General features: G+C 64.5%; 19 protein-coding genes. 13 read left to right on the top strand and 6 right to left on the bottom strand.

The window, feature by feature from the left end; genetic code table 11:
- Positions 1-39 precede the first annotated feature (39 nt).
- The 3 genes from N7333_RS16480 (at position 40) to N7333_RS16470 (ending at position 2,826) form a co-directional block, all read left to right on the top strand.
- Entirely contained in the window at positions 40-567 is a 528-nt protein-coding gene (locus N7333_RS16480) for a TRAP transporter small permease (RefSeq protein ID WP_279859097.1), read from the top strand.
- Positions 567-1,847, top strand: coding sequence for a TRAP transporter large permease (locus tag N7333_RS16475; protein ID WP_012019392.1), 1,281 nt, complete (start codon positions 567-569; stop codon positions 1,845-1,847). Before N7333_RS16480 ends, N7333_RS16475 begins: the two co-directional genes overlap by 1 nt.
- A gap of 76 nt (positions 1,848-1,923) precedes the next feature.
- A complete protein-coding gene (locus tag N7333_RS16470; protein ID WP_279859096.1) occupies positions 1,924-2,826 on the top strand; it encodes an EamA family transporter in 903 nt (300 codons plus the stop codon).
- 89 nt (positions 2,827-2,915) lie between these two features.
- Here N7333_RS16470 and N7333_RS16465 read toward each other — a convergent pair whose 3' ends face one another.
- Positions 2,916-3,671, bottom strand: a complete 756-nt coding sequence (locus tag N7333_RS16465; RefSeq protein WP_003245991.1) for a FadR/GntR family transcriptional regulator — start codon at positions 3,669-3,671, stop codon at positions 2,916-2,918.
- Positions 3,672-3,771: 100 nt separating this feature from the next.
- On the opposite strand from N7333_RS16465, the gene N7333_RS16460 reads away from it, so the two are divergent.
- Positions 3,772-4,647: an aldose 1-epimerase gene (locus N7333_RS16460; RefSeq protein ID WP_279859095.1), complete on the top strand. Its 876-nt coding sequence runs from the start codon at positions 3,772-3,774 to the stop codon at positions 4,645-4,647.
- 243 nt (positions 4,648-4,890) lie between these two features.
- Positions 4,891-5,103, top strand: a complete 213-nt coding sequence (locus tag N7333_RS16455; protein ID WP_003245995.1) for a hypothetical protein — start codon at positions 4,891-4,893, stop codon at positions 5,101-5,103.
- Between the two features lie 224 nt (positions 5,104-5,327).
- On the opposite strand, the gene N7333_RS16450 is transcribed toward N7333_RS16455, so the two are convergent.
- Positions 5,328-6,812 (bottom strand): helicase HerA-like domain-containing protein, encoded by a 1,485-nt coding sequence (locus tag N7333_RS16450; RefSeq protein WP_279859094.1) that lies wholly within the window; start codon positions 6,810-6,812, stop codon positions 5,328-5,330.
- A gap of 155 nt (positions 6,813-6,967) precedes the next feature.
- Here N7333_RS16450 and N7333_RS16445 point away from each other — a divergent pair, with 155 nt between their 5' ends.
- Entirely contained in the window at positions 6,968-8,845 is a 1,878-nt protein-coding gene (locus N7333_RS16445) for a methyl-accepting chemotaxis protein (RefSeq protein ID WP_012019395.1), read from the top strand.
- 41 nt (positions 8,846-8,886) lie between these two features.
- On the opposite strand, the gene N7333_RS16440 is transcribed toward N7333_RS16445, so the two are convergent.
- The 3 genes from N7333_RS16440 to purU are packed head-to-tail and all read right to left on the bottom strand — an operon-like array spanning position 8,887 to position 10,405.
- Positions 8,887-9,066, bottom strand: a complete 180-nt coding sequence (locus tag N7333_RS16440; RefSeq protein WP_003246002.1) for a hypothetical protein — start codon at positions 9,064-9,066, stop codon at positions 8,887-8,889.
- A gap of 16 nt (positions 9,067-9,082) precedes the next feature.
- Positions 9,083-9,508: a CBS domain-containing protein gene (locus N7333_RS16435; protein WP_195881891.1), complete on the bottom strand. Its 426-nt coding sequence runs from the start codon at positions 9,506-9,508 to the stop codon at positions 9,083-9,085.
- A 45-nt stretch (positions 9,509-9,553) separates the two neighbouring features.
- Positions 9,554-10,405, bottom strand: coding sequence for a formyltetrahydrofolate deformylase (gene purU / locus N7333_RS16430; RefSeq protein WP_279859093.1), 852 nt, complete (start codon positions 10,403-10,405; stop codon positions 9,554-9,556).
- Between the two features lie 289 nt (positions 10,406-10,694).
- Here purU and mvaT point away from each other — a divergent pair, with 289 nt between their 5' ends.
- Positions 10,695-11,069, top strand: a complete 375-nt coding sequence (gene mvaT / locus N7333_RS16425) for a histone-like nucleoid-structuring protein MvaT (RefSeq protein ID WP_003246009.1) — start codon at positions 10,695-10,697, stop codon at positions 11,067-11,069.
- 310 nt (positions 11,070-11,379) lie between these two features.
- Here mvaT and sbcB read toward each other — a convergent pair whose 3' ends face one another.
- Positions 11,380-12,825, bottom strand: coding sequence for an exodeoxyribonuclease I (gene sbcB, locus N7333_RS16420; protein ID WP_129481669.1), 1,446 nt, complete (start codon positions 12,823-12,825; stop codon positions 11,380-11,382).
- Between the two features lie 176 nt (positions 12,826-13,001).
- Between sbcB and N7333_RS16415 the strand changes: the two genes are divergently transcribed.
- From N7333_RS16415 to N7333_RS16390, 6 genes are all read left to right on the top strand, one after another.
- Positions 13,002-13,760 carry a hypothetical protein gene (locus N7333_RS16415; RefSeq protein ID WP_012019398.1) on the top strand — a complete coding sequence of 253 codons (759 nt, stop codon included), beginning with the start codon at positions 13,002-13,004 and terminating at the stop codon, positions 13,758-13,760.
- 87 nt (positions 13,761-13,847) lie between these two features.
- Complete coding sequence (locus N7333_RS16410) at positions 13,848-14,573, top strand: RDD family protein (protein ID WP_036987295.1); 726 nt, start codon at positions 13,848-13,850, stop codon at positions 14,571-14,573.
- Entirely contained in the window at positions 14,570-15,556 is a 987-nt protein-coding gene (locus N7333_RS16405; RefSeq protein ID WP_129481670.1) for a stage II sporulation protein M, read from the top strand. The genes N7333_RS16410 and N7333_RS16405 overlap by 4 nt, the downstream gene beginning before the upstream one ends.
- Complete coding sequence (locus N7333_RS16400; RefSeq protein WP_129481671.1) at positions 15,543-17,120, top strand: DUF4129 domain-containing protein; 1,578 nt, start codon at positions 15,543-15,545, stop codon at positions 17,118-17,120. Before N7333_RS16405 ends, N7333_RS16400 begins: the two co-directional genes overlap by 14 nt.
- On the top strand, positions 17,117-18,298 hold the full coding sequence (locus tag N7333_RS16395) for a DUF4350 domain-containing protein (protein WP_129481672.1): 1,182 nt from the start codon (positions 17,117-17,119) through the stop codon (positions 18,296-18,298). The genes N7333_RS16400 and N7333_RS16395 overlap by 4 nt, the downstream gene beginning before the upstream one ends.
- On the top strand, positions 18,298-19,090 hold a 793-nt coding region (locus tag N7333_RS16390; protein ID WP_279859091.1), incomplete at its 3' end, for an AAA family ATPase. The genes N7333_RS16395 and N7333_RS16390, both read left to right, overlap by 1 nt.

Below are 19,090 nucleotides of genomic sequence, written 5' to 3'. Positions count from 1 at the left end.
GCCGGCACCTCGCCAGCGCCGCGCCACCGGTGAAGTCTCATGAAAAACCTGGTTCTGGGCGTCAATGACGTCATCTACCGCGCCTGTATCGCGACCGCCGGCCTGGCCATCGTGATCATGGCCCTGATCATCCCCTGGGGCGTGTTCAGCCGTTACGCACTGGGCCAGGGCCTGGGCTGGCCCGAGCCCATCGCCATCCTGCTGATGGTGCTGTTCACCTTCGTCGGCGCCGCTGCCAGCTACCGCGCCGGCGCGCACATGGCCGTACAGGTACTGAGCGATCGCCTGCCCGACGTGGCACAACCCTTTCTCACCCTGTTCGTACGCCTGGCCATGGGCGCCATCGCCCTGTTCATGCTGATCTGGGGCTACAAGCTGTGCGCCGCCACCTGGAACCAGTACCTCAGCACCCTGACCTGGATGCGTGTCGGCGTCAGCTATGCACCGATTCCCCTGGGCGGCCTGATCACCCTGCTGTTCGTCATCGAGCAACTGCTCTACGGCGACCAGCACAAGCGCCGCGTCGTCGATTACGAGAACTGCGAAGATTCCAAGGAGTCCGTGTAATGGATGCCGCCATTCTGCTGGGCAGCTTCATTGCCCTGATCCTGTTGCGCGTCCCGGTCGCCTATGCCCTTGGCCTGGCCACCCTGATCGGCGCCTGGTGGATCGAGATTCCCCTGCACGCGGTGATGATCCAGATCGCCGGCGGCGTGAACAAATTCTCCCTGCTGGCCATCCCCTTCTTCGTCCTGGCCGGCGCGATCATGGCCGAAGGCGGCATGGCGCGGCGCCTGGTGGCCTTCGCCGGGGTGCTGGTCGGCTTCGTCCGCGGCGGCCTGTCGCTGGTCAACATCACCGCCTCGACCTTCTTCGGCGCCATCTCCGGCTCGTCGCTGGCCGACACCGCCTCGGTGGGTTCGGTGCTGATTCCAGAGATGGAAAAGAAGGGCTATCCGCGCGAATTCTCCACCGCCGTCACCGTCTCCGGCTCGGTGCAGGCGCTGCTCACCCCGCCCAGTCACAACTCGGTGATCTACTCGCTGGCCGCCGGCGGCACGGTGTCCATCGCCGCACTGTTCGTCGCCGGCATCGGCCCGGGCCTGCTGCTCAGCGCCACCATGGCCACGCTGTGCCTGCTGTTCGCGCGCAAGCGCAACTACCCCAAGGGCGAGGTGATTCCGCTGCGCCAGGCGCTGAAGATCTGCGTCGAGGCGCTGTGGGGCCTGATGACCATGGTGATCATCCTCGGCGGCATCCTCAGCGGCGTGTTCACCGCCACCGAGTCGGCCGCGGTGGCCGTGGTCTGGGCCTTCTTCGTGACCATGTTCATCTACCGCGACTACAAGTGGAGTGAACTGCCGAAGATGCTGCACCGCACGGTGCGCACCCTGTCGATCGTGATGATCCTCATCGCCTTCGCCGCCAGCTTCGGCTACATCATGACCCTGATGCAGATTCCGTCGAAGATCACCACGGCCTTCCTGACCCTGTCGGACAACCGCTACGTGATCCTCATGTGCGTCAACTTCATGCTGCTGGTGCTGGGCACGCTGATGGACATGGCGCCGCTGATCCTGATCCTCACGCCCATTCTGCTACCGGTGGTCACCTCCTTCGGCGTCGACCCGGTACACTTCGGCATGATCATGCTGGTCAACCTGGGTATCGGCCTGATCACGCCGCCGGTGGGCGCGGTGCTGTTCGTCGGCGCCGCCATCGGCAAGGTCAGCATCGAGACCACGGTCAAGGCGCTGTTGCCGTTCTACGCTGCGCTGTTCGCGGTGCTGATGGCGGTCACCTATATCCCGGCCATCTCGCTATGGCTGCCGAGCGTGGTGTTGTAACGGCTTTTTCATCACACCGATGCACCTCGAGCCGCCGCCTGGCAGCTCTCGCTTTATAAGGACGTAACACCCCGCCATGCCTGCCCCCGCGTTCCCCCGGCATATCGCCGCGCTGATCCTCGCCACCCTGGCCTGCTCCTTCGCCGGCAACCATATCGCCGCACGCATCGCCTTCGATCATGAGGCCGGTCTGCTGCTGGCGATTCTCTGCCGGTCCGGGGTGACTTTCCTGGTGCTCACCGTGCTGGTGCTGTGGCAACGCGACTCGCTGCGCCTGAGCCGCCAGACCTGGGGCTGGCAATTGATGCTGGGCCTGCTGATCGCGGTGCAGAGCTTCTGCATCTACTCGGCGGTGGCGCGCATTCCGGTAGGCCTGGCGCTGCTGGTGGTGAACCTCTCGCCGATCCTGCTGGCGTTGCTCACCTGGCTGCTCGGCGGTCCGGCGCCGACCCGCCGCGCGGCGCTGATCATGGGCGTGATCCTGTTCGGCCTGGTGCTGGTGCTGGACGTACCGGCGCGCCTGTCCGGCCAGGGCGTCAGCGACGAACGCTGGGTCGAAGGCGTGCTGTTCAGCCTGACCGCGGCGGCGGTTTTCGCCGTGGCCCTGTGGATCACCGAGCATCGTCTGTCGGCCATGCCCGGACGGGTGCGCAGCATGCTGACCATGGCGGTGGTGTTCAGCGCTTCGGCCCTGGCTGGCGCCAGCGGCGCCCTGCCCGGCGGCCTCGGCCTGCCCAACGCCCTGGCCGGCTGGATCGCCCTGGCGGTGCTGGTGCTGCTCTACGGCACCGCCTTCTCGCTGCTGTTCATCCTCATGCCGCGCCTGGACATCGCGCGCAACGCGCCGGTGATGAACATGGAGCCGGTGGCCGGCATGCTGTTCGGCTGGCTGATCCTCGGCCAGTTGCTCGGCGCCCTGCAGGTGGTCGGCGGGGTGATCGTGGTCGGCGGCATCATCGCCCTGGCCTACCGCCGCTAGGTGCGCGGGGCGCCCAGGTTGTGCGCAGCGAGAACTACGCACTCAAGCTGGTGCGCACAGCGCAGCCTACAGACGGCCGCAGCCGTGGCTCAGCCGTGCAGCGCCTCGGCCTCGGCCGCCTCATGCGCCTGACGCAGACGCTCGCGGCTGTTGGTCAGGTGCAGACGCATGGCTGCACGCGCCGCCTCGGCATCCTGGCGGGCGATGGCCTCGAAGATCTGCTCGTGCTCGCGCTCCAGCCGCGCCATATAGTGGGTCTGATCGTCACGCGCAAGGCTGGCGGAATTGACCCGGGTACGCGGGATGATGCTGGTACCCAGATGGCTGAGGATATCGGTGAAGTAACGGTTGCCGGTGGCCTCGGCGATGCGCAGATGGAACTGGAAGTCCGAGGAGACCGCGTCGCTGGCGTGCGCCGCGCTCTCGTTGATGGCATCCAGCGCCTCGCGGATGGCTTTGAGCTGCGCCTCGCTGCGCCGCTGCGCCGCCATGCCCGCGGACTCCACTTCCAGGCTGATGCGCAGTTCGAGAATCGCCAGGATATCGCGCAGGGTGACGATGGTCGCCGGGTCGATGCGAAAACCGCTGGCACTCGGGGTGTCGAGCACGAAGGTACCGATGCCGTGGCGGGTTTCCACCAGGCCGGCGGCCTGCAGCCGCGACAGCGCCTCGCGCACCACGGTGCGGCTGACGCCCTGCTCTTCCATGATCGCCGACTCGGTCGGCAGCTTTTCACCGCGCTTGATCACCCCATCGCGAATGCGCTGCGACAGCTCGGCCACCAGCTCCTGAGCCAGGCTGCGGTGCTTGCGACGAGCACGAGGTTGGGTGTTTTGCATTTCCATGGTGGGCGAGTTCTCACATGAAGACTTTCCCGCAATCATAGCCCAGCAGTTGTACGATGACACTATGAATTCCCGACCAATCCCGCCCTTGGAGCGGCAAATGCAAACCCAGCTTCTGACCCTGCGTGATTCGCTCACCGAGCTGACCCTGGCCCCTGCCCTGGGCGCCAGCCTGGTCAACTGGACTCGCCGCGCCGATGGCCGTCCGCTGTTGCGCCCTAGCGACGCGCACGCGCTGGCCAGCGGCAATCCGCGGCGCCTGGCCTGCTACCCGCTGGTGCCCTGGTCCAACCGTATCGGCGGTGGCGGCTTCGCAACCCCGGACGGCTGGCAACCGCTCGCGGCCAACACTGATCATGAAGCCCTGCCGATACATGGCAGCGCCTGGCAACAGCCCTGGCAGATAGTGAGTGCGACATCCGACAGCGCCATCCTGCAGCTCGACAGCCTGAGGCCCTTTGCCTATCGGGCGCGACTGGAAATCACCCTCGACACTGGCCGCCTGAGTCTGCAATTGCAGGCGACCCACAAAGGGCCGCGAGCCAATTGGTATGGGCTCGGCCTGCATCCCTACTTTCCTCGCAGCAGCACTACCCAATTACAGGCGAGTTCCGAGGGCGTATGGCTATGTGGCGATGACAAACTTTCCAGTCAATGGATAGCGCTGCCCGATAGTTGGAACTTCAGCGAGCCCGGCAGATTGCCCGGACAACTGGTCGACAATGCCTTTACTGCCTGGCCGGGCTGCGCACGCATCATTGAACAGGACGCCGGCTATCACATTAGCTGCCGGGCCAAAGGTACCGATCTGTTTCTGTTGTATTGCCCACCCGAGCAGAACTTCTTCTGTTTCGAGCCCGTCACTCATCCGGTCAATGCTCACCACCTGCCCCAGCGCCCAGGCCTGCACCTGCTGGGCCCCGGGCAAAGCTGCAGGTTGCAGTTCGAGCTGCAGTACCAGGCCCTGGCGAGCTGATTGCTGGACATTCGAGAAGCTTTCGCGATAATACGCGCAAGTTGCCCCCGGCAACTGTTTTCAAAGTCAAGTTACCGAAACATAACTAACTGAAGATAAAGGGGAAATAAATAAATTACGGAACTTCACCAAGTTTCGTCCCCTCGAAAGAAAAGCAATATCCCGGATCGATTTGGCGACCGCAGCAGTGAAACGGAGCGTTTCACGCGTCGCCGCGATCATCAGACCATATAGGTAAACCCAGTGACGAAAGACGAACTGCGCGCCGAACTCGAGCGCCAGGCGCAGCGTTACAAGGATGTATACGGCGGCGAGGTGATCACCTACGCCGCACAGCCGGACCCTGACCGCAAACCCTGGCGCAAGAAACCCAGCCTGCTCGATCAGGCCTTCGAGAAAGAACTCGAGAAAATCGAAAAAGAGCGTCAGGACAAACGGGACGCGGCCAACGACTAGCGCCGCGAATCATCGACCTCGAGTCAAACGGCCTTGCAGGGTGGGCGGCCACATCCCCACCCGGCATGGCACCCTCGCCTGCTAGGGTTTGTACAAAAAGTGGTCGAGCGAAGGTCAGGCGAGACAAAAACGGGTGAGGAAGCGGAGTTTACGAGCTGTAAATGAGCATTCCGAACCCGTTTTTAACGAAGCATCACCGAGCGCAGGCACTTTTCGTACAAAGCCTAACGCCTCTTGCCGCCCATCAACGACCCCATCAACCCGCGCACCAGTTGCCGGCCGAGCTGGTTGGCGGCCTGACGCAACGCCGATTTCATCGCACCGCCAAGCAGGTCACCGGCCATCTGGCCCAGGCCCTGCTCCTGCGCCGCGGCCTTCTGCCGCCCACCTGCCTGAGCCGGCGCCTCGGCACTGGCCTGCGCGGCACGTGCAGTAAGCAGCTCATAGGCCGACTCGCGGTCGATGGGCTTGTCGTAGCACCCGGCCAAGCTCGACTGACGGACCAACGCAGCGCGCTCACTCTCGTTCAACGGGCCGATGCGCGACTGCGGCGGCGCAATGGCCACGCGCTGCACCATGGCCGGCGTACCCTTTTCCTCCAGGGTGCCGACCAGCGCCTCGCCGATGCCCAGTTCGGTCAGCACGCTCAGGCTGTCGAACGCAGGGTTGGGACGAAAACCGTCGGCCACCGCGCGTAGCGCCTTCTGCTCCCTGGCGGTGAAGGCACGCAGGCCATGCTGGATGCGCAGGCCGAGCTGGGCCAGCACGTCGTCCGGCAGGTCGCTCGGCGACTGGGTGACGAAATACACCCCGACGCCCTTGGAACGGATCAGCCGCACCACCTGTTCCAGACGTTCCTGCAGCGCCTTGGGCGTACCCTGGAACAGCAGGTGCGCCTCGTCGAAGAACAGCGCCAGCACCGGCTTGTCAGCGTCGCCGCGCTCGGGCAGTTGTTCGAACAGTTCGGCCAGCAGCCATAGCAGGAAGGTCGCGTAGACCTTGGGTGCCTCGTGCACCAGGCGGCTGGCGTCGAGCAGATGAATCCGCCCACGGCCGTCGCGATCCGGATACAGCAGGTCTTCCAGTTGCAGCGCCGGCTCACCGAACAGCGCCTCGGCGCCCTGCTGTTCCAGGCCGGCCAGGCGGCGCAGCAATGCCTGAGCCGAGGTGCTGGTGAACAGCGCACTGTCCTCGCCGAGCACCTGCGGGTTGTCCTTCAGGTAGCCGAGCAGCGCCTTGAGGTCCTTCAGATCGAGCAGTAGCAAGCCCTCTCGATCCGCCACCTTGAACGCGGCGTAGAGCGCAGCCTGCTGGCTGTCGGTCAGCTCCAGCAGCGCGCCGAGCAACAGCGGCCCCATCTCGCTCAAGGTGGTACGCAGCGGATGGCCGCTTTGCCCATGCACGTCCCACAGGGTCAACGGGTAGGCCTGCGGCACATGGCCCAGCCAGGGCATGCTGGCGATACGTTCGGCCACCTTGCCCTGCGGCGCACCGGCCGCTCCCAAACCGCACAGGTCGCCCTTCACGTCGGCGGCGAACACCGCCACGCCGGCATCACTGAAGGTTTCGATCAGGCGTTGCAGGGTCACCGTCTTGCCGGTGCCGGTGGCCCCCGCGATCAGGCCGTGACGATTGGCCAGCCGCAACGGCTGGCCGACGGGCTGGCCATCGCTGCCAGCACCAAGCAGGAACTGTGAATTTTCGGCCATCTTGCCATCCCCTGGGTTAAAGCTTTACTGCTGATATGCCGACTTAAAGGTCAGACCAAAGGCGTATTGCCTTCCATACCCATCCCACGAGTCTCGCCCCTGGCGGGCGCGTGGGCACCAAGACTGGTTCCTGAGCCCACCGGACGCAAGACAACATGACTAAAAACCTGCAGTTCAGCCACAAGATTCTGCTCGCAGCATCGCTGGTGGTGATAGTCGCCTTCTCCCTGTTCACCCTCTACAACGATTACCTGCAACGCAACGCCATCCGCGAGGACCTGGAGAGCTACCTGCAGGAGATGGGCAACGTGACCGCCAGCAATATCCAGAACTGGCTGTCGGGGCGCATCCTGCTGGTGGAAAGCGCGGCGCAGACCATAGTCAATGACAGCAGCCCGGATCGCGTGGTCAAGCTGCTGGAGCAGAAAGCGCTGACCTCCTCCTTCGCCTTCACCTATCTGGGCACCGAAAGCGGCGGTTTCACCATGCGCCCGGACGAGGAAATGCCCGCCGATTACGACCCGCGCGTCCGCCCCTGGTACAAGGACGCCATGGCGGCGGGCGGCACCACGCTCACCGAGCCGTACGTGGATGCGGCCACCGGCGAGCTGATCATCACCATCGCCACGCCGGCCAGACCGGCCGGCGTGGTGGGCGGCGACCTCAGCCTGCAGACGCTGGTGAACATCATCAACGCGCTGGATTTCGACGGCATCGGCTACGCCTTCCTGGTCAGCGCCGACGGCAAGGTTCTGGTGCACCCGGACAAGAACCTGGTGATGAAGAACCTCAAGGACATCTATCCGCAGAACACCCCGCGCATCAGCAGCGAATTCAGCGAAGCGCAGCTCGACGGCGACACCCGCATCCTCACCTTCACCCCGGTCAAGGGCCTGCCCTCGGTCAACTGGCATATCGGCCTGTCGATCGACAAGGACAAGGCCTATGCCATGCTCACCGAGTTCCGCGCCTCGGCCATCATCGCCACGGTGATCGCCGTGGTGCTGATCATCGCCCTGCTCGGCCTGCTGATCCGCGTGCTGATGCAGCCGCTTACCACCATGGGCAAGGCCATGGAGGATATCGCCAAGGGCGAGGGCGACCTGACCAAGCGCCTGGCGATTCAGTCCAACGACGAATTCGGCGCCCTGGCGCGCTCGTTCAACCAGTTCGTCGAACGTATCCACAGCTCGATCCGCGAGGTGTCGTCGGCCACGGTCCAAGTCAACGAAGTGGCCAAGCTGGTGCTGGGCGCCTCCAACTCCTCGATGGCCAACTCCGACGAGCAGGCCAGCCGCACCAACAGCGTCGCCGCGGCGATCAACCAGCTCGGTGCCGCCGCCCAGGAGATCGCGCGCAACGCCGCCGACGCCTCGAACCAGGCCTCCGATGCCCGCCACCAGGCCGAAGACGGCGGCAAGGTGGTGCAGCAGGCGATTCACTCCATGAGCGAGCTGTCGCACAAGATCAGCGACGCCTGCGCCAAGATCGAGATGCTCAACAGCAAGACCGTGGACATCGGCCAGATCCTCGAAGTGATCAAGAGCATCTCCCAGCAGACCAACCTGCTCGCGCTCAACGCCGCCATCGAGGCGGCCCGTGCCGGCGAGGCCGGGCGTGGTTTCGCCGTGGTGGCTGACGAAGTGCGCAACCTGGCGCACCGTACCCAGGAGTCGGCGCAGGAAATCGAGAAGATGATCGAGGAACTGCAGATCGGCTCGCGCGAATCGGTCACGACCATGACCGAAAGCCAGCGCTACAGCGAGGAAAGCGTGGAAATCGCCAACCAGGCCGGCGAGCGTCTGGGCACGGTGACTGCCCGTATCGGCGAGATCGACGGGATGAACCAGTCGGTGGCCACCGCCACCGAGGAGCAGACCTCGGTGATCGAGTCGCTGAACATGGACATCATCGAGATCAACACCCTCAACCAGGAGGGCGTGGAAAACCTGCAGGCCACCCTGCGCGCCTGCGGCGATCTGGAACAGCAGGCCGCGCGCCTCAAGCAGCTGGTCGACAGCTTCCGAATCTGAGCCTCCATACAACGAGAAGGGCGCCGCGGCGCCCTTCTTCGTTATCGCTCATGCTCAGGTTTGTCTTCGGCCTGTTCCTGCAACTGCCGCCACAGTTCGGCCGCATCGGCGAAATCGGTCCCGTCCTGTTCGCTCAGCGCATCGGGGTCGTATCGCCGCACGCAGCCCTCGCCCAGGGTCGGCGGCGCCTTGGAAGTGGCCTTGTCCAGTGGATCGGTCATGCCGTGCGAACCTCCATCAGCTTACCTCCAGGGTGCCCTGCTCGTGCTGGGCGAATTCCTTGACGGCGCGCAGCACGTCACAGCGACTGATCTGCCCCACCAGACGACCGTGCTCGATCACCGGCAAACGCCGCCGCCGTCCCCGCAGAAAACGCTCGGACAACTCGATGATGTCGGCCTCCGGCGTCACCGTCTCCACCTCGGTGGTCATGTAGGTGCTGACCGTTCCGCCGGTCGCCTCGTAATAGGCCCCGGAGAGAATGCCTCGCAGACAATCGCCCTCCGACAGCAGACCAATCAGATGGCCCTGGGAATCGACCACCGGCGCACCGGAAATGCGGTGCTCCAGCAGTCGGTTGATGGCGGTGAACAGATCGGTATCCGATCTGAAAGTCACCAGATGGCGAGTCATGTAGTCCCGCACCTTGATGGATTTGAGCATGGGCATTCTCCTCTGACGTGCATCGGATCGGCCCGGGCGGCAAGCTCAGTCGAAAACGACCGTCTTGTTGTCGTGGACCAAAACCCGATCTTCCAAGTGATAGCGTAGCCCACGCGCCAGCACCATCTTCTCCACATCCTTGCCGAGGCGCACCATTTCCTCGATATCGTCACGGTGGGTGATGCGCACCACGTCCTGCTCGATGATCGGGCCGGCGTCCAGCTCCTCGGTGACGTAATGCGAGGTGGCACCGATCAGCTTGACCCCGCGCAGCGAGGCCTGGTGATAAGGCTTGGCCCCCACGAACGACGGCAGGAAGCTGTGATGGATGTTGATCACCCGCTGCGCGTATTCGCTGCACAGCGCCGGCGGCAGAATCTGCATGTACCGCGCCAGGACGATTACGTCGGCGCCATGTTCCTTGACCAGGCGTTCCACCTCGGCGAAGGCCGGTGCCTTGTCCTGCGGATTGACCGGCACGTGGAAGTAAGGAATGCCGTGCCACTCGACCATGCTGCGCAGGTCATTGTGGTTGGAAATCACGCAGGGGATGTCGCAATCGAGTTCGTTGCTGTGCCAGCGGTGCAGCAGGTCGGCCAGGCAGTGCGATTCGCGGCTGGCCATCAGCACCACGCGCTTCTTCTGCGCCGAGTCGGTAACGCGCCACTCCATGGAGAACTCGCGAGCGATCGGCGCGAACGCCTGCTTGAAACCTTCCAGGTCGAATGGCAGCGAATCGGCACGAATTTCATGGCGCATGAAGAACCAACCGCTTTGCGTATCGGAATGATGGCTCGCTTCGGTAATCCAGCCGTTGTAGGTCGCCAGGAAATTACTGACTTTGGCAACGATGCCGACCCGGTCCGGGCAGGCGATGACCAATCTGAAGGTGCGCATATAAAACTCCAATGACGGCGCAAAAGTCCGCCATTCTAACGACAAGCCTGAGAAACCGCAGTAGTGCAGGCGTCTGGAAAGAGCCTGCAGAGCGCAGAAAAAGCCAGGGAGCACAGCGATAGGGAACTTTGCGCAGGATGATATTTGGCAAACTTAACTTCAAATTGCCGACACAAAGCGTTGCACTAGCGCGCCAGCATTTTTTGCTTGAGTGTTTACTTGTTATTTGCGCGTGACTATTATTGCCCCCACTGCTCCTATGAAATTTATTCACGCCAAGGTACTGCCCATGTCGCTGATCAACGAATACCGCGCTACAGAAGAAGCCATCAAGGAACTGCAAGAGCGCCTGAAGAACCTGTCGCAAGACGACAAGCTGAAAAAAGAACTGGAGTTCGAAGGCAAGCTGCGCACCCTGATGGGCGAATATCAGAAGTCGCTGCGCGACATCATTGCCCTGCTCGATCCTGAAGCCAAAACCGGCAAGGGCGCTCGCGCCGCCAAGCCTGCTGCGACCAAGCGCGCACGCAAGGTCAAGCAATACAAGAACCCGCACAGCGGCGAAGTGATCGAAACCAAAGGCGGCAACCACAAGACGCTGAAAGAGTGGAAAGCCAAGTGGGGCGCCGACGTGGTCGAAGGTTGGGCCACCCTGCTGGGCTAATTCCTGCGCAACACCCAAAAACGCCAGCCATGCTGGCGTTTTTTATTGGCTCGCTCTTTTCGAATGCTCAATGCCGCGCAGTTTCAGGCAACTCATCGGCGCACGGCGACCATCGCAAAATTACCTGATCACGCGGACAGCCATACACATCCGGCCGCCGGTAAATAGCGTGGGTTCTGTAGAAAAAGTTCCCAGCCATGGAAACTTTTTCGCCAGCGATTGTTCTTCTGCGCGTTGCCGGAGAGCTGCCCGGGTCTGACCGCCGCGTCATCCGCAGCGATCTTTCCATCAGTGTGAAGCTTTTCTGACTTTATTCGCCGGGCCACTCCAGGCCATAGCGCTGCTGTAGTGTCCGGGCATGCGCCTGCCACTGCTGAAGAAGTTGCAGTTGGCTTGGCGTACAACTAGCGGCGAGTTCATCGAGCGCCGCCCGAAACTGCGCCAGGGTATTGGGCGCGCCGTATTGCGCGTCATTCAGACGCAGACGGCAAAACTCCATCCAGCGCTGCTGCTCGGTCGGCGACAGACTCTCGGGAAAGTTGCGTGCGCGGTAGCGAAACAGCAATTCCGGCAGGCGCGCATCGTCGAACGGCCAGCTCTGCGAGGCCAGAGCCTGCGGCTGGGCATTACGCACCTGCTCGCACAGGCGCCGGTCGCGGTCGCCGATGAATCCGTCATAGAGCTGCTGTTCGGGGTCGGCGCTGGCAGCGAAGGCCTCCTCGCGATAGATGGCCGGCAACTTGTCCTGCCACAGCGTCTGCGCCGCCTTGAGCCTCTCGACGTTGCGCTCGCATACCGACCAGTCCAGCTGCAGACGCTGCCTGTCGGCATCACGCAGCACGGACAGCGGCGCAACTACCGGGCAACGGTTGATATGCAGCAACTTCAGCGGCACCGGCGCCTCGTGTTCGGCCAGATCCTCGCGGCGGGTGTACAGGCGGGCGCGCAAGGTGTCGGCGTCCAGTTCCAGCAGGGGTGCGGGGTCGGCCTGCAGATCGCAGACGATCAGGGCATTGCGATTGCGCGGATGCCAGGCCAGCGGCAGCACCGGCGCCAGATAGTGACGGGCCGCGGAGAAGCGCCCGGATACATGCAGCAGCGGCTGCAGCAGACGGATCTGGTCCATCACCCGCTGCTTGCTGCGCAACTGGTAAAGAAAGTCGTATAGCCGCGGCTGGCGTTCGCGCAACAGGCGCGCCAGACCGATGGTGGCGCGCACATCGGACAATGCATCGTGCGCCTGACCGTGATCGATGCCGTTGGCCTGGGTCAGCCGCTCCAGCTTGAGGCTGACACGCCCCTCCTCCTGCGGCCACTCGATGCCCTCGGGACGCAGCGCGTAGGCAGTGCGCACCAGGTCGATCAGATCCCAGCGGCTGTTGCCGCCCTGCCATTCACGGGCATAGGGGTCGAAGAAGTTGCGGTAGAGGCTGTAGCGCGTCACCTCGTCATCGAAGCGCAGGCTGTTGTAGCCGGCGCCGCAGGTGCCCGGTGCGGACAGCTCGGCGTGCACCCGGGTGACGAACTCGCCTTCGTCCAGCCCCAACTGCTGCAACCGCTGCGGATCGATGCCGGTCACCAGGCAGGCAGCCGGGTGCGGCAGAATATCGTCGCTGGGCCGACAGTAGATGTTCAGCGGCTCGCCGATCTCGTTGAGCGCCTCGTCGGTGCGGATGCCGGCCACCTGCAACGGACGGTCGCAGCGCGGATTGATGCCGGTGGTCTCGTAGTCGTACCAGAAAATGCTGGAAGTCACGCGGTTCCCCTGTGCACGGTGGCCAGGCAGTCTATCATTCAAGTCCGAGCGCTTCGCTGCGGGCAAAGCTTGAACCAGTGCACATCGGCTGCATGCCCCGCGACGCGCCGCTTGTAGGCCAAATGCCAGTAGCACTAGCATGGCCACCCCTCCACTCTATGTACAAGGACGCCGCCATGAGTGACGCAATCACCCCCAATCCCTACGCAGCCCCCGCCAGCAACCTGCAGCAGACCACTGGCGACCAGGTTCCGAGCATCGAAGAAGCGCTGGCACGCGGTTACGACTTCAGCATCGGCGAGCTGATCAGCGAGTCCTGGAACAGGGTAAAAGGCACCAAGGGCATCATCATCGGCGGTTTTCTGGTGTTCTACGTCGTGCTGATGCTGGCCACCCTGATTCTTGGCGGCGTCATCGGCATCTTCGGTGCCCTCAGCGAAAACCTGTTCCTGACGTTCGTCGGCGAGATTGTGATTTCGCTGCTGGCTTCGGCGCTGGCCTATCCCTTCATGGCCGGTATCAACATGGTGGGCATCCGCCGCGCCGCCGACCAACCGATCAGCTTCAACGAGATCTTCAGCCACTTTGGCCGCACCGTGCCGCTGGTCATCACCGCGGTGGTGATGATGCTGCTGATCTACCTGGGCATGTTCCTGCTGCTGATTCCCGGCATCTACCTGGGCGTGGCCTACCTGCTGGCGATCCCCCTGGTGGTCGAGCGCGGCCTGAGCCCCTGGCAGGCGCTGGAAGCCTCGCGCAAGGCCATCACCCAGCACTGGTTCAAGGTCTTCGGCCTGTTCCTGCTGCTCGGCCTGATCGTCATGGTCAGCGCCATTCCCCTGGGTATCGGCCTGGTCTGGACCATTCCGCTGATGGTCATCGCCATGGGTGTGCTCTATCGCACCATCTTCGGCGTACTGCCCGCCGCTCAATAAGCCGACGTTCCGGGCCAGTTCGCTGGCCCGGTTGCGTTCGTGTCCCGCTGCTCGCTAGCATCGGGCTTTCTCTGATGCAGTCCGCCGATGCCCTCACGCTCAAGCGCCAAGCTTTCGCTTAGCCAGCCCCCCTTGGATACGCGCTATCAGGTCGAAACGCCGGAAGGCATCGATCTGCATCTGCGGCCGGCCGGTCTGGTGCCGCGTGCCCTGGCATTCGCCATCGACCTGGCCATCCGCGGCCTGCTTCTGCTGGTGATGTTCATCGTGCTTGGCCTGCTCGGACAGTTCGGCATGGGCCTGGGCACCATCCTGCTGTTTCTGGTCACCTGGTGGTACATGGTGCTGTTCGAGGTACTCAACCAGGGGCGCTCGCCCGGCAAACAGATGCTCGGCCTGCGCGTGGTACATGATGACGGCACGCCAATCGGCTGGGCCGCTTCACTGACCCGCAACCTGCTGCGCTTCGTCGACATCCTGCCGTTCGGTTACACCCTGGGCATTCTCAGCTGCCTGAACCATCCCGCCTTCAAGCGCCTCGGCGATATCGCCGCCGGCACCCTGGTGGTCTATCGCGACGCTCCCCTGACGCGCCCGCAACTGCCGGAGGCCGAACCGCTGCCGACGCCCTTTGCGCTGACCCTCGGCGAACAACGCGCCCTGCTCGGTTTCGCCGAACGCGGCGCGCAATTGTCCGCGGCGCGCCGCGCCGAACTGGCCGCCCTGCTGGCCGAGCCGCTGCAGGTGCCCGCCGAACAGGCGGAAGTGCGCCTGAACGGCATCGCCCGTGGCCTGCTGGGAACGGCGCCATGAAACAGAGCCTGTTCGAAAGCCGTCATCAGGCCGACTGGAACGCCTTCTCCGCACAACTCGAAGCACTCGAGCGGGGCAAGGACAAGAACCAGCAGCAGGCCTGCACCCGCTTCGCCGCCAATTACCGGCAACTCTGCCAGCACCTGGCGCTGGCACAGGCACGTGGCTACAGCAGCCACCTGATCGATCAACTGCAGCAACTGGCGATGCGCGGCCATCAGCAGTTCTACCGCCACCGCAGCCACCTCGGTGCCCAGCTGATTCGCTTTCTGCTCGGCGGCTTTCCGCGTCTGGTACGCGCCGAATGGCGCAGCGTCTGCGTGGCCAGCCTGCTGTTCTTCGGCAGCCTGGCAGCGATGGGCCTGCTGACCTACCTGTATCCCGAACTGATCTACAGCCTGATCGACCCCGACCAGGTCAGCGAAATGGAGCGCATGTACGACCCTGACGCGCGCCGCCTCGGTCGGTTCAGCGAGCGCGGCTCCGGCGAAGACTGGGTGATGTTCGGCTTCTACATCATGAACAACATCGGCATCGCCTTTCAGACCTTCGCCAGCGGCCTGCTGCTGGGTCTCGGCAGCCTGTTCTTCCTGCTGTTCAACGGCCTGATGATCGGCTCGGTAGCCGGCCATCTGACCCGCATCGGCTATGGCGAGCCCTTCTGGTCCTTCGTCATCGGCCACGGCGCCTTCGAACTAACCGCCATCGCCCTGGCCGGCGCCGCCGGCTTCAAGCTCGGCTGGGCCTTGCTGGCACCGGGTCGCCTGCCGCGCGGTGAGGCCCTGCGCCTGGCGGCCGGCAAGGCGATCCAGCTGGTGGCCGGGGTGATCCTGTTCCTGCTGCTGGCCGCCTTCATCGAGGCCTTCTGGTCGTCTACCACCTTCGCCAGCCCGACCGTCAAATATGCAGTCGGCAGCGGGCTGTGGGCACTGGTGCTGAGCTATCTGCTGCTGGCCGGACGGAGGCAGCATGCGCCTGACTGAAGCCAGCGTGGCCATCCGCCCGCGCACCGCCTGGGAAGCCATCGACCTCGGCGTACTGCTCGCCCGGCGTCATGCCGGCCTGCTGATGGCCAGCTGGACGCTGGTCACAGTGCCGCTGTTCGCCCTGCTCTGCGCCCTGCTCTGGCAGTATCCGGGCTGGGCCATCTTCCTGTTCTGGTGGCTCAAGCCGGCTTACGAACGCCTGCCGCTGTATATCCTGTCGCAGGCGCTGTTCGGCAACACCCCCTCGCTGAAGCAGGCCTTGCGCGCCCTGCCGCGCCTGCTCAAACCGCAACTGCTGGCCAGCCTGACCTGGCGCCGTCTGAGCCCGACACGCAGCTTCGATCTGCCGGTGCTGCAACTCGAAGGGCTGGCGGGCCAGGCGCGCAGCCAGCGCCTGATCGTCCTGGGCCAGCGCGATAGCGGCGCCGCCACCTGGCTGACCCTGGTCGGTGTGCACCTGGAAATCGCCCTGTGGCTGGGGCTGGTCGCGCTGTTCTACCTGATGCTGCCGCAGCAGGTGGAACTGGACTGGAGCTGGGAAACCCTGATCGCCGCCAGCAGCGGCCAGTGGCTATGGCTGGAGCACCTGTCCAACCTGCTCTACGTGCTGCTGCTGATCGTCTGGGAGCCGGTCTACGTGGCCTGCGGCTTCACCCTCTACCTCAATCGCCGCACCGCGCTGGAAGCCTGGGACATCGAGCTGATCTTCCGCCGCCTGCGCCAGCGCCTGACCGGCAGCGCCTACGCCGTGCTGCTCGGCGCCGCCCTGCTGCTGACGCAACTACCGAACACCGCCTGGGCCGAGCCGCAGCCTGCGACCAGCGAGCAGGCGGACCCACAGGGCCCGGATGCGCCGCGCCTGCTCAAGCAACCGCTGACCAGCCAGGCCGCACGCGCCAGCATCGAGGCGCTGCTCGACGAGCCGCCGTTCCAGCACCGCGAAACCGTCACCCGCTGGCGCCTGGGCGAAGAGAAGCCTGCCGAGGAACCCAAACCGGAAGATGTCGAAGCCTTCCTCGAGATGATCAAGAACCTGCTCAAGCTCGGCGAATGGTGGAAAAGCCTGGATATCGTCGCGCAGGTCTTCGAGGTCCTGCTGTGGGCCGCACTCGCCGCCCTGCTGGCCTTCGTCCTGTGGCGCTATCGGGAATGGTTGCAGACCTTCGGCGAGCGCCTGGGCCTGCCGAGCCGGCGCAAGCTGGCCGCGCCGGAGCAGCTGTTCGGCCTCGAACTGGCGCCGGAAAGCCTGCCCGAGGATGTCGCCAGCGAAGCCGAACGCCTGTGGCCCGAACAACCGCGGGCTGCGCTCGGCCTGCTCTATCGTGCCCTGCTCAGCCGCCTGCTGCATGAGCATCGCCTGCCGCTGAAGCAGTCGCACACCGAAGGCGAGGTGCTGCATCTGGTCGAAGCCCTGCAGCAGCAGGAGCTGGAAGCTTACAGCCGTCAGCTCACCGGCCACTGGCAGGCCCTGGCTTACGGCCACCGTCTGCCCGCCGAGGCCCTGCGCCAGGGCCTGTGCCAGGGCTGGCGCGAACTGTTCGGCCAGGAGCGCGCAGCATGAGTCGGCGCGCCGGATTCATCCTCAGTCTGGTCCTGCTGCTGATGCTGGGCCTGCTCGCCAGCTACCTGCTGGGCAAGCTGGAGCCCTACGAAGATGTGGTCGAGCACGGCCCCGCCCCCGAGGTCGCCAGCAGCCCCTATCTGGCCGCCGAACATTTTTTGCGCAAGCAGGGCCTCAAGGCCCAGCGCGCCGAGGGCCTCGAGGTGCTGGACGGCCTGCCCAGCCAGGGCCAGACCCTCATGCTGCTGGCCGATCGCAGCAACATGACGCCGCGCCAGGTGGAGCGCGTCCTGCAATGGACGGCCAATGGCGGCCATCTGCTGTTCATCGCCGAGCGCCTGTGGGACGAGGAAGAGGGCAAGAGCGGCGACCTGCTGCTCGATCTGCTCGGCATCCAGCAGTACATGAGCGACGAGCTGGATGAGGAGGATGGCGGCGAAACGGAGGAAGGGCATGAAGAAGGCGAGGCCTATCCCCAGCTGACCAAGCTCTACCTGGAAAACGAAGACGCGCCCGCCTATATCGCCTTCGATACCGACTTCCACCTGTTCGACTCGCAGAACCGCGCCCATGCCTGGGCCAACAGCGACGCCGCCACCCACCTGCTGCAGCTGTACCATGGCGACGGTCTGATCACCGTGCTCAGCGACCCGTGGATCTGGCAGAACCGCAACATCGATGAATACGACCACGCCTGGCTGCTCTGGTATCTCGGCCAGGACAGTGCCGTCACCCTGCTCTACCACGCCGAACGCGACGCCCTGGCTAGCCTGCTGCTGCGCCATTTCCCACTGGCGCTGGTGCTGCTGGCCCTGTTGCTCGTCGCCCTGCTCTGGCACGTCGGCATGCGCCACGGCCCGTTGCAGGCACCGGCCAGCCGCGCGCGCCGGCAACTGGAAGAACACCTGCGCGGCAGCGCCGACTTCCTGCTGCGCCGCAGCGGTCAGCACAGCCTGCTCAAGGGCTTGCAACAGGACATCGCCCGCCGCGCGCGGCGCCGCTATCCCGGCTTCGAGAAGCTCGCGGTGGCCGAACAGTGGCAGGTGCTCGGCCGCCTCACCCGTCTTCCCGCCAAGGACATCAGCCAGGCCATGCGCCCACTGCCGCCGCAGCGCCTATCCGCCAGCGACTTCACCCGCCAGGTCGCCCACCTGCAAACCCTCAGGAACGCCCTATGATGAGCGAACAGACGCCCGATAGCGAAAACACCCCGGTCAGCGACGCCCCGGCGGCGGTGCCCCCAAGCAACCCGCAGGCGCAACAACGTCAGCGCGCCAGCGCCCTGGCCCAGGCCCTGCGGGCCGAGCTGCGCAAGGCGGTGGTCGGTCAGAGCGCGGTCATCGATGACGTGCTGACCGCCCTGATCGCCGGCGGCCATGTGCTGGTCGAGGGCGTGCCGGGCCTCGGCAAGACCCTGCTGGTACGTGCCCTGGCCCGCTGCTTCGGCGGCGAGTTCGCACGCATCCAGTTCACCCCGGACCTGATGCCCAGCGACGTCACCGGCCACGCCGTGTACGACATGCAGAGCGAGCAGTTCAAGCTGCGCAAGGGGCCGGTGTTCACCAACCTGCTGCTGGCCGACGAAATCAACCGTGCCCCGGCCAAGACCCAGGCCGCCCTGCTGGAAGTGATGCAGGAGCGCCAGGTGACCCTGGAAGGTCGCGCTCTGGCCGTGCCGCTGCCCTTCATGGTGCTGGCCACCATGAACCCCATCGAACAGGAAGGCACCTACCCGCTGCCGGAAGCCGAGCTTGACCGCTTCATGCTCAAGCTGCGCATGGACTATCCGGCGCAGGACGAAGAGCTGAGCATGGTGCGCCAGGTGACCCGCTCGGCCAAGGCCGACATGCTCGAAGTCAGCCCGCTGCGCACCCTGCTGCAGGCCAAGGACGTGCTCGCCCTGCAGAAGATCGCCAGCGACCTGGCGCTGGACGACCAGGTGCTCGACTACGCCGTGCGCCTGGCCCGTG

The organism is Pseudomonas sp. GD04158 (genome assembly GCF_029834875.1).
Lineage (GTDB): Bacteria > Pseudomonadota > Gammaproteobacteria > Pseudomonadales > Pseudomonadaceae > Aquipseudomonas > Aquipseudomonas hydrolytica.
Note: the sequence above shows the minus strand (reverse complement) of the source record. Positions and strands in the feature narration are given on the sequence as shown.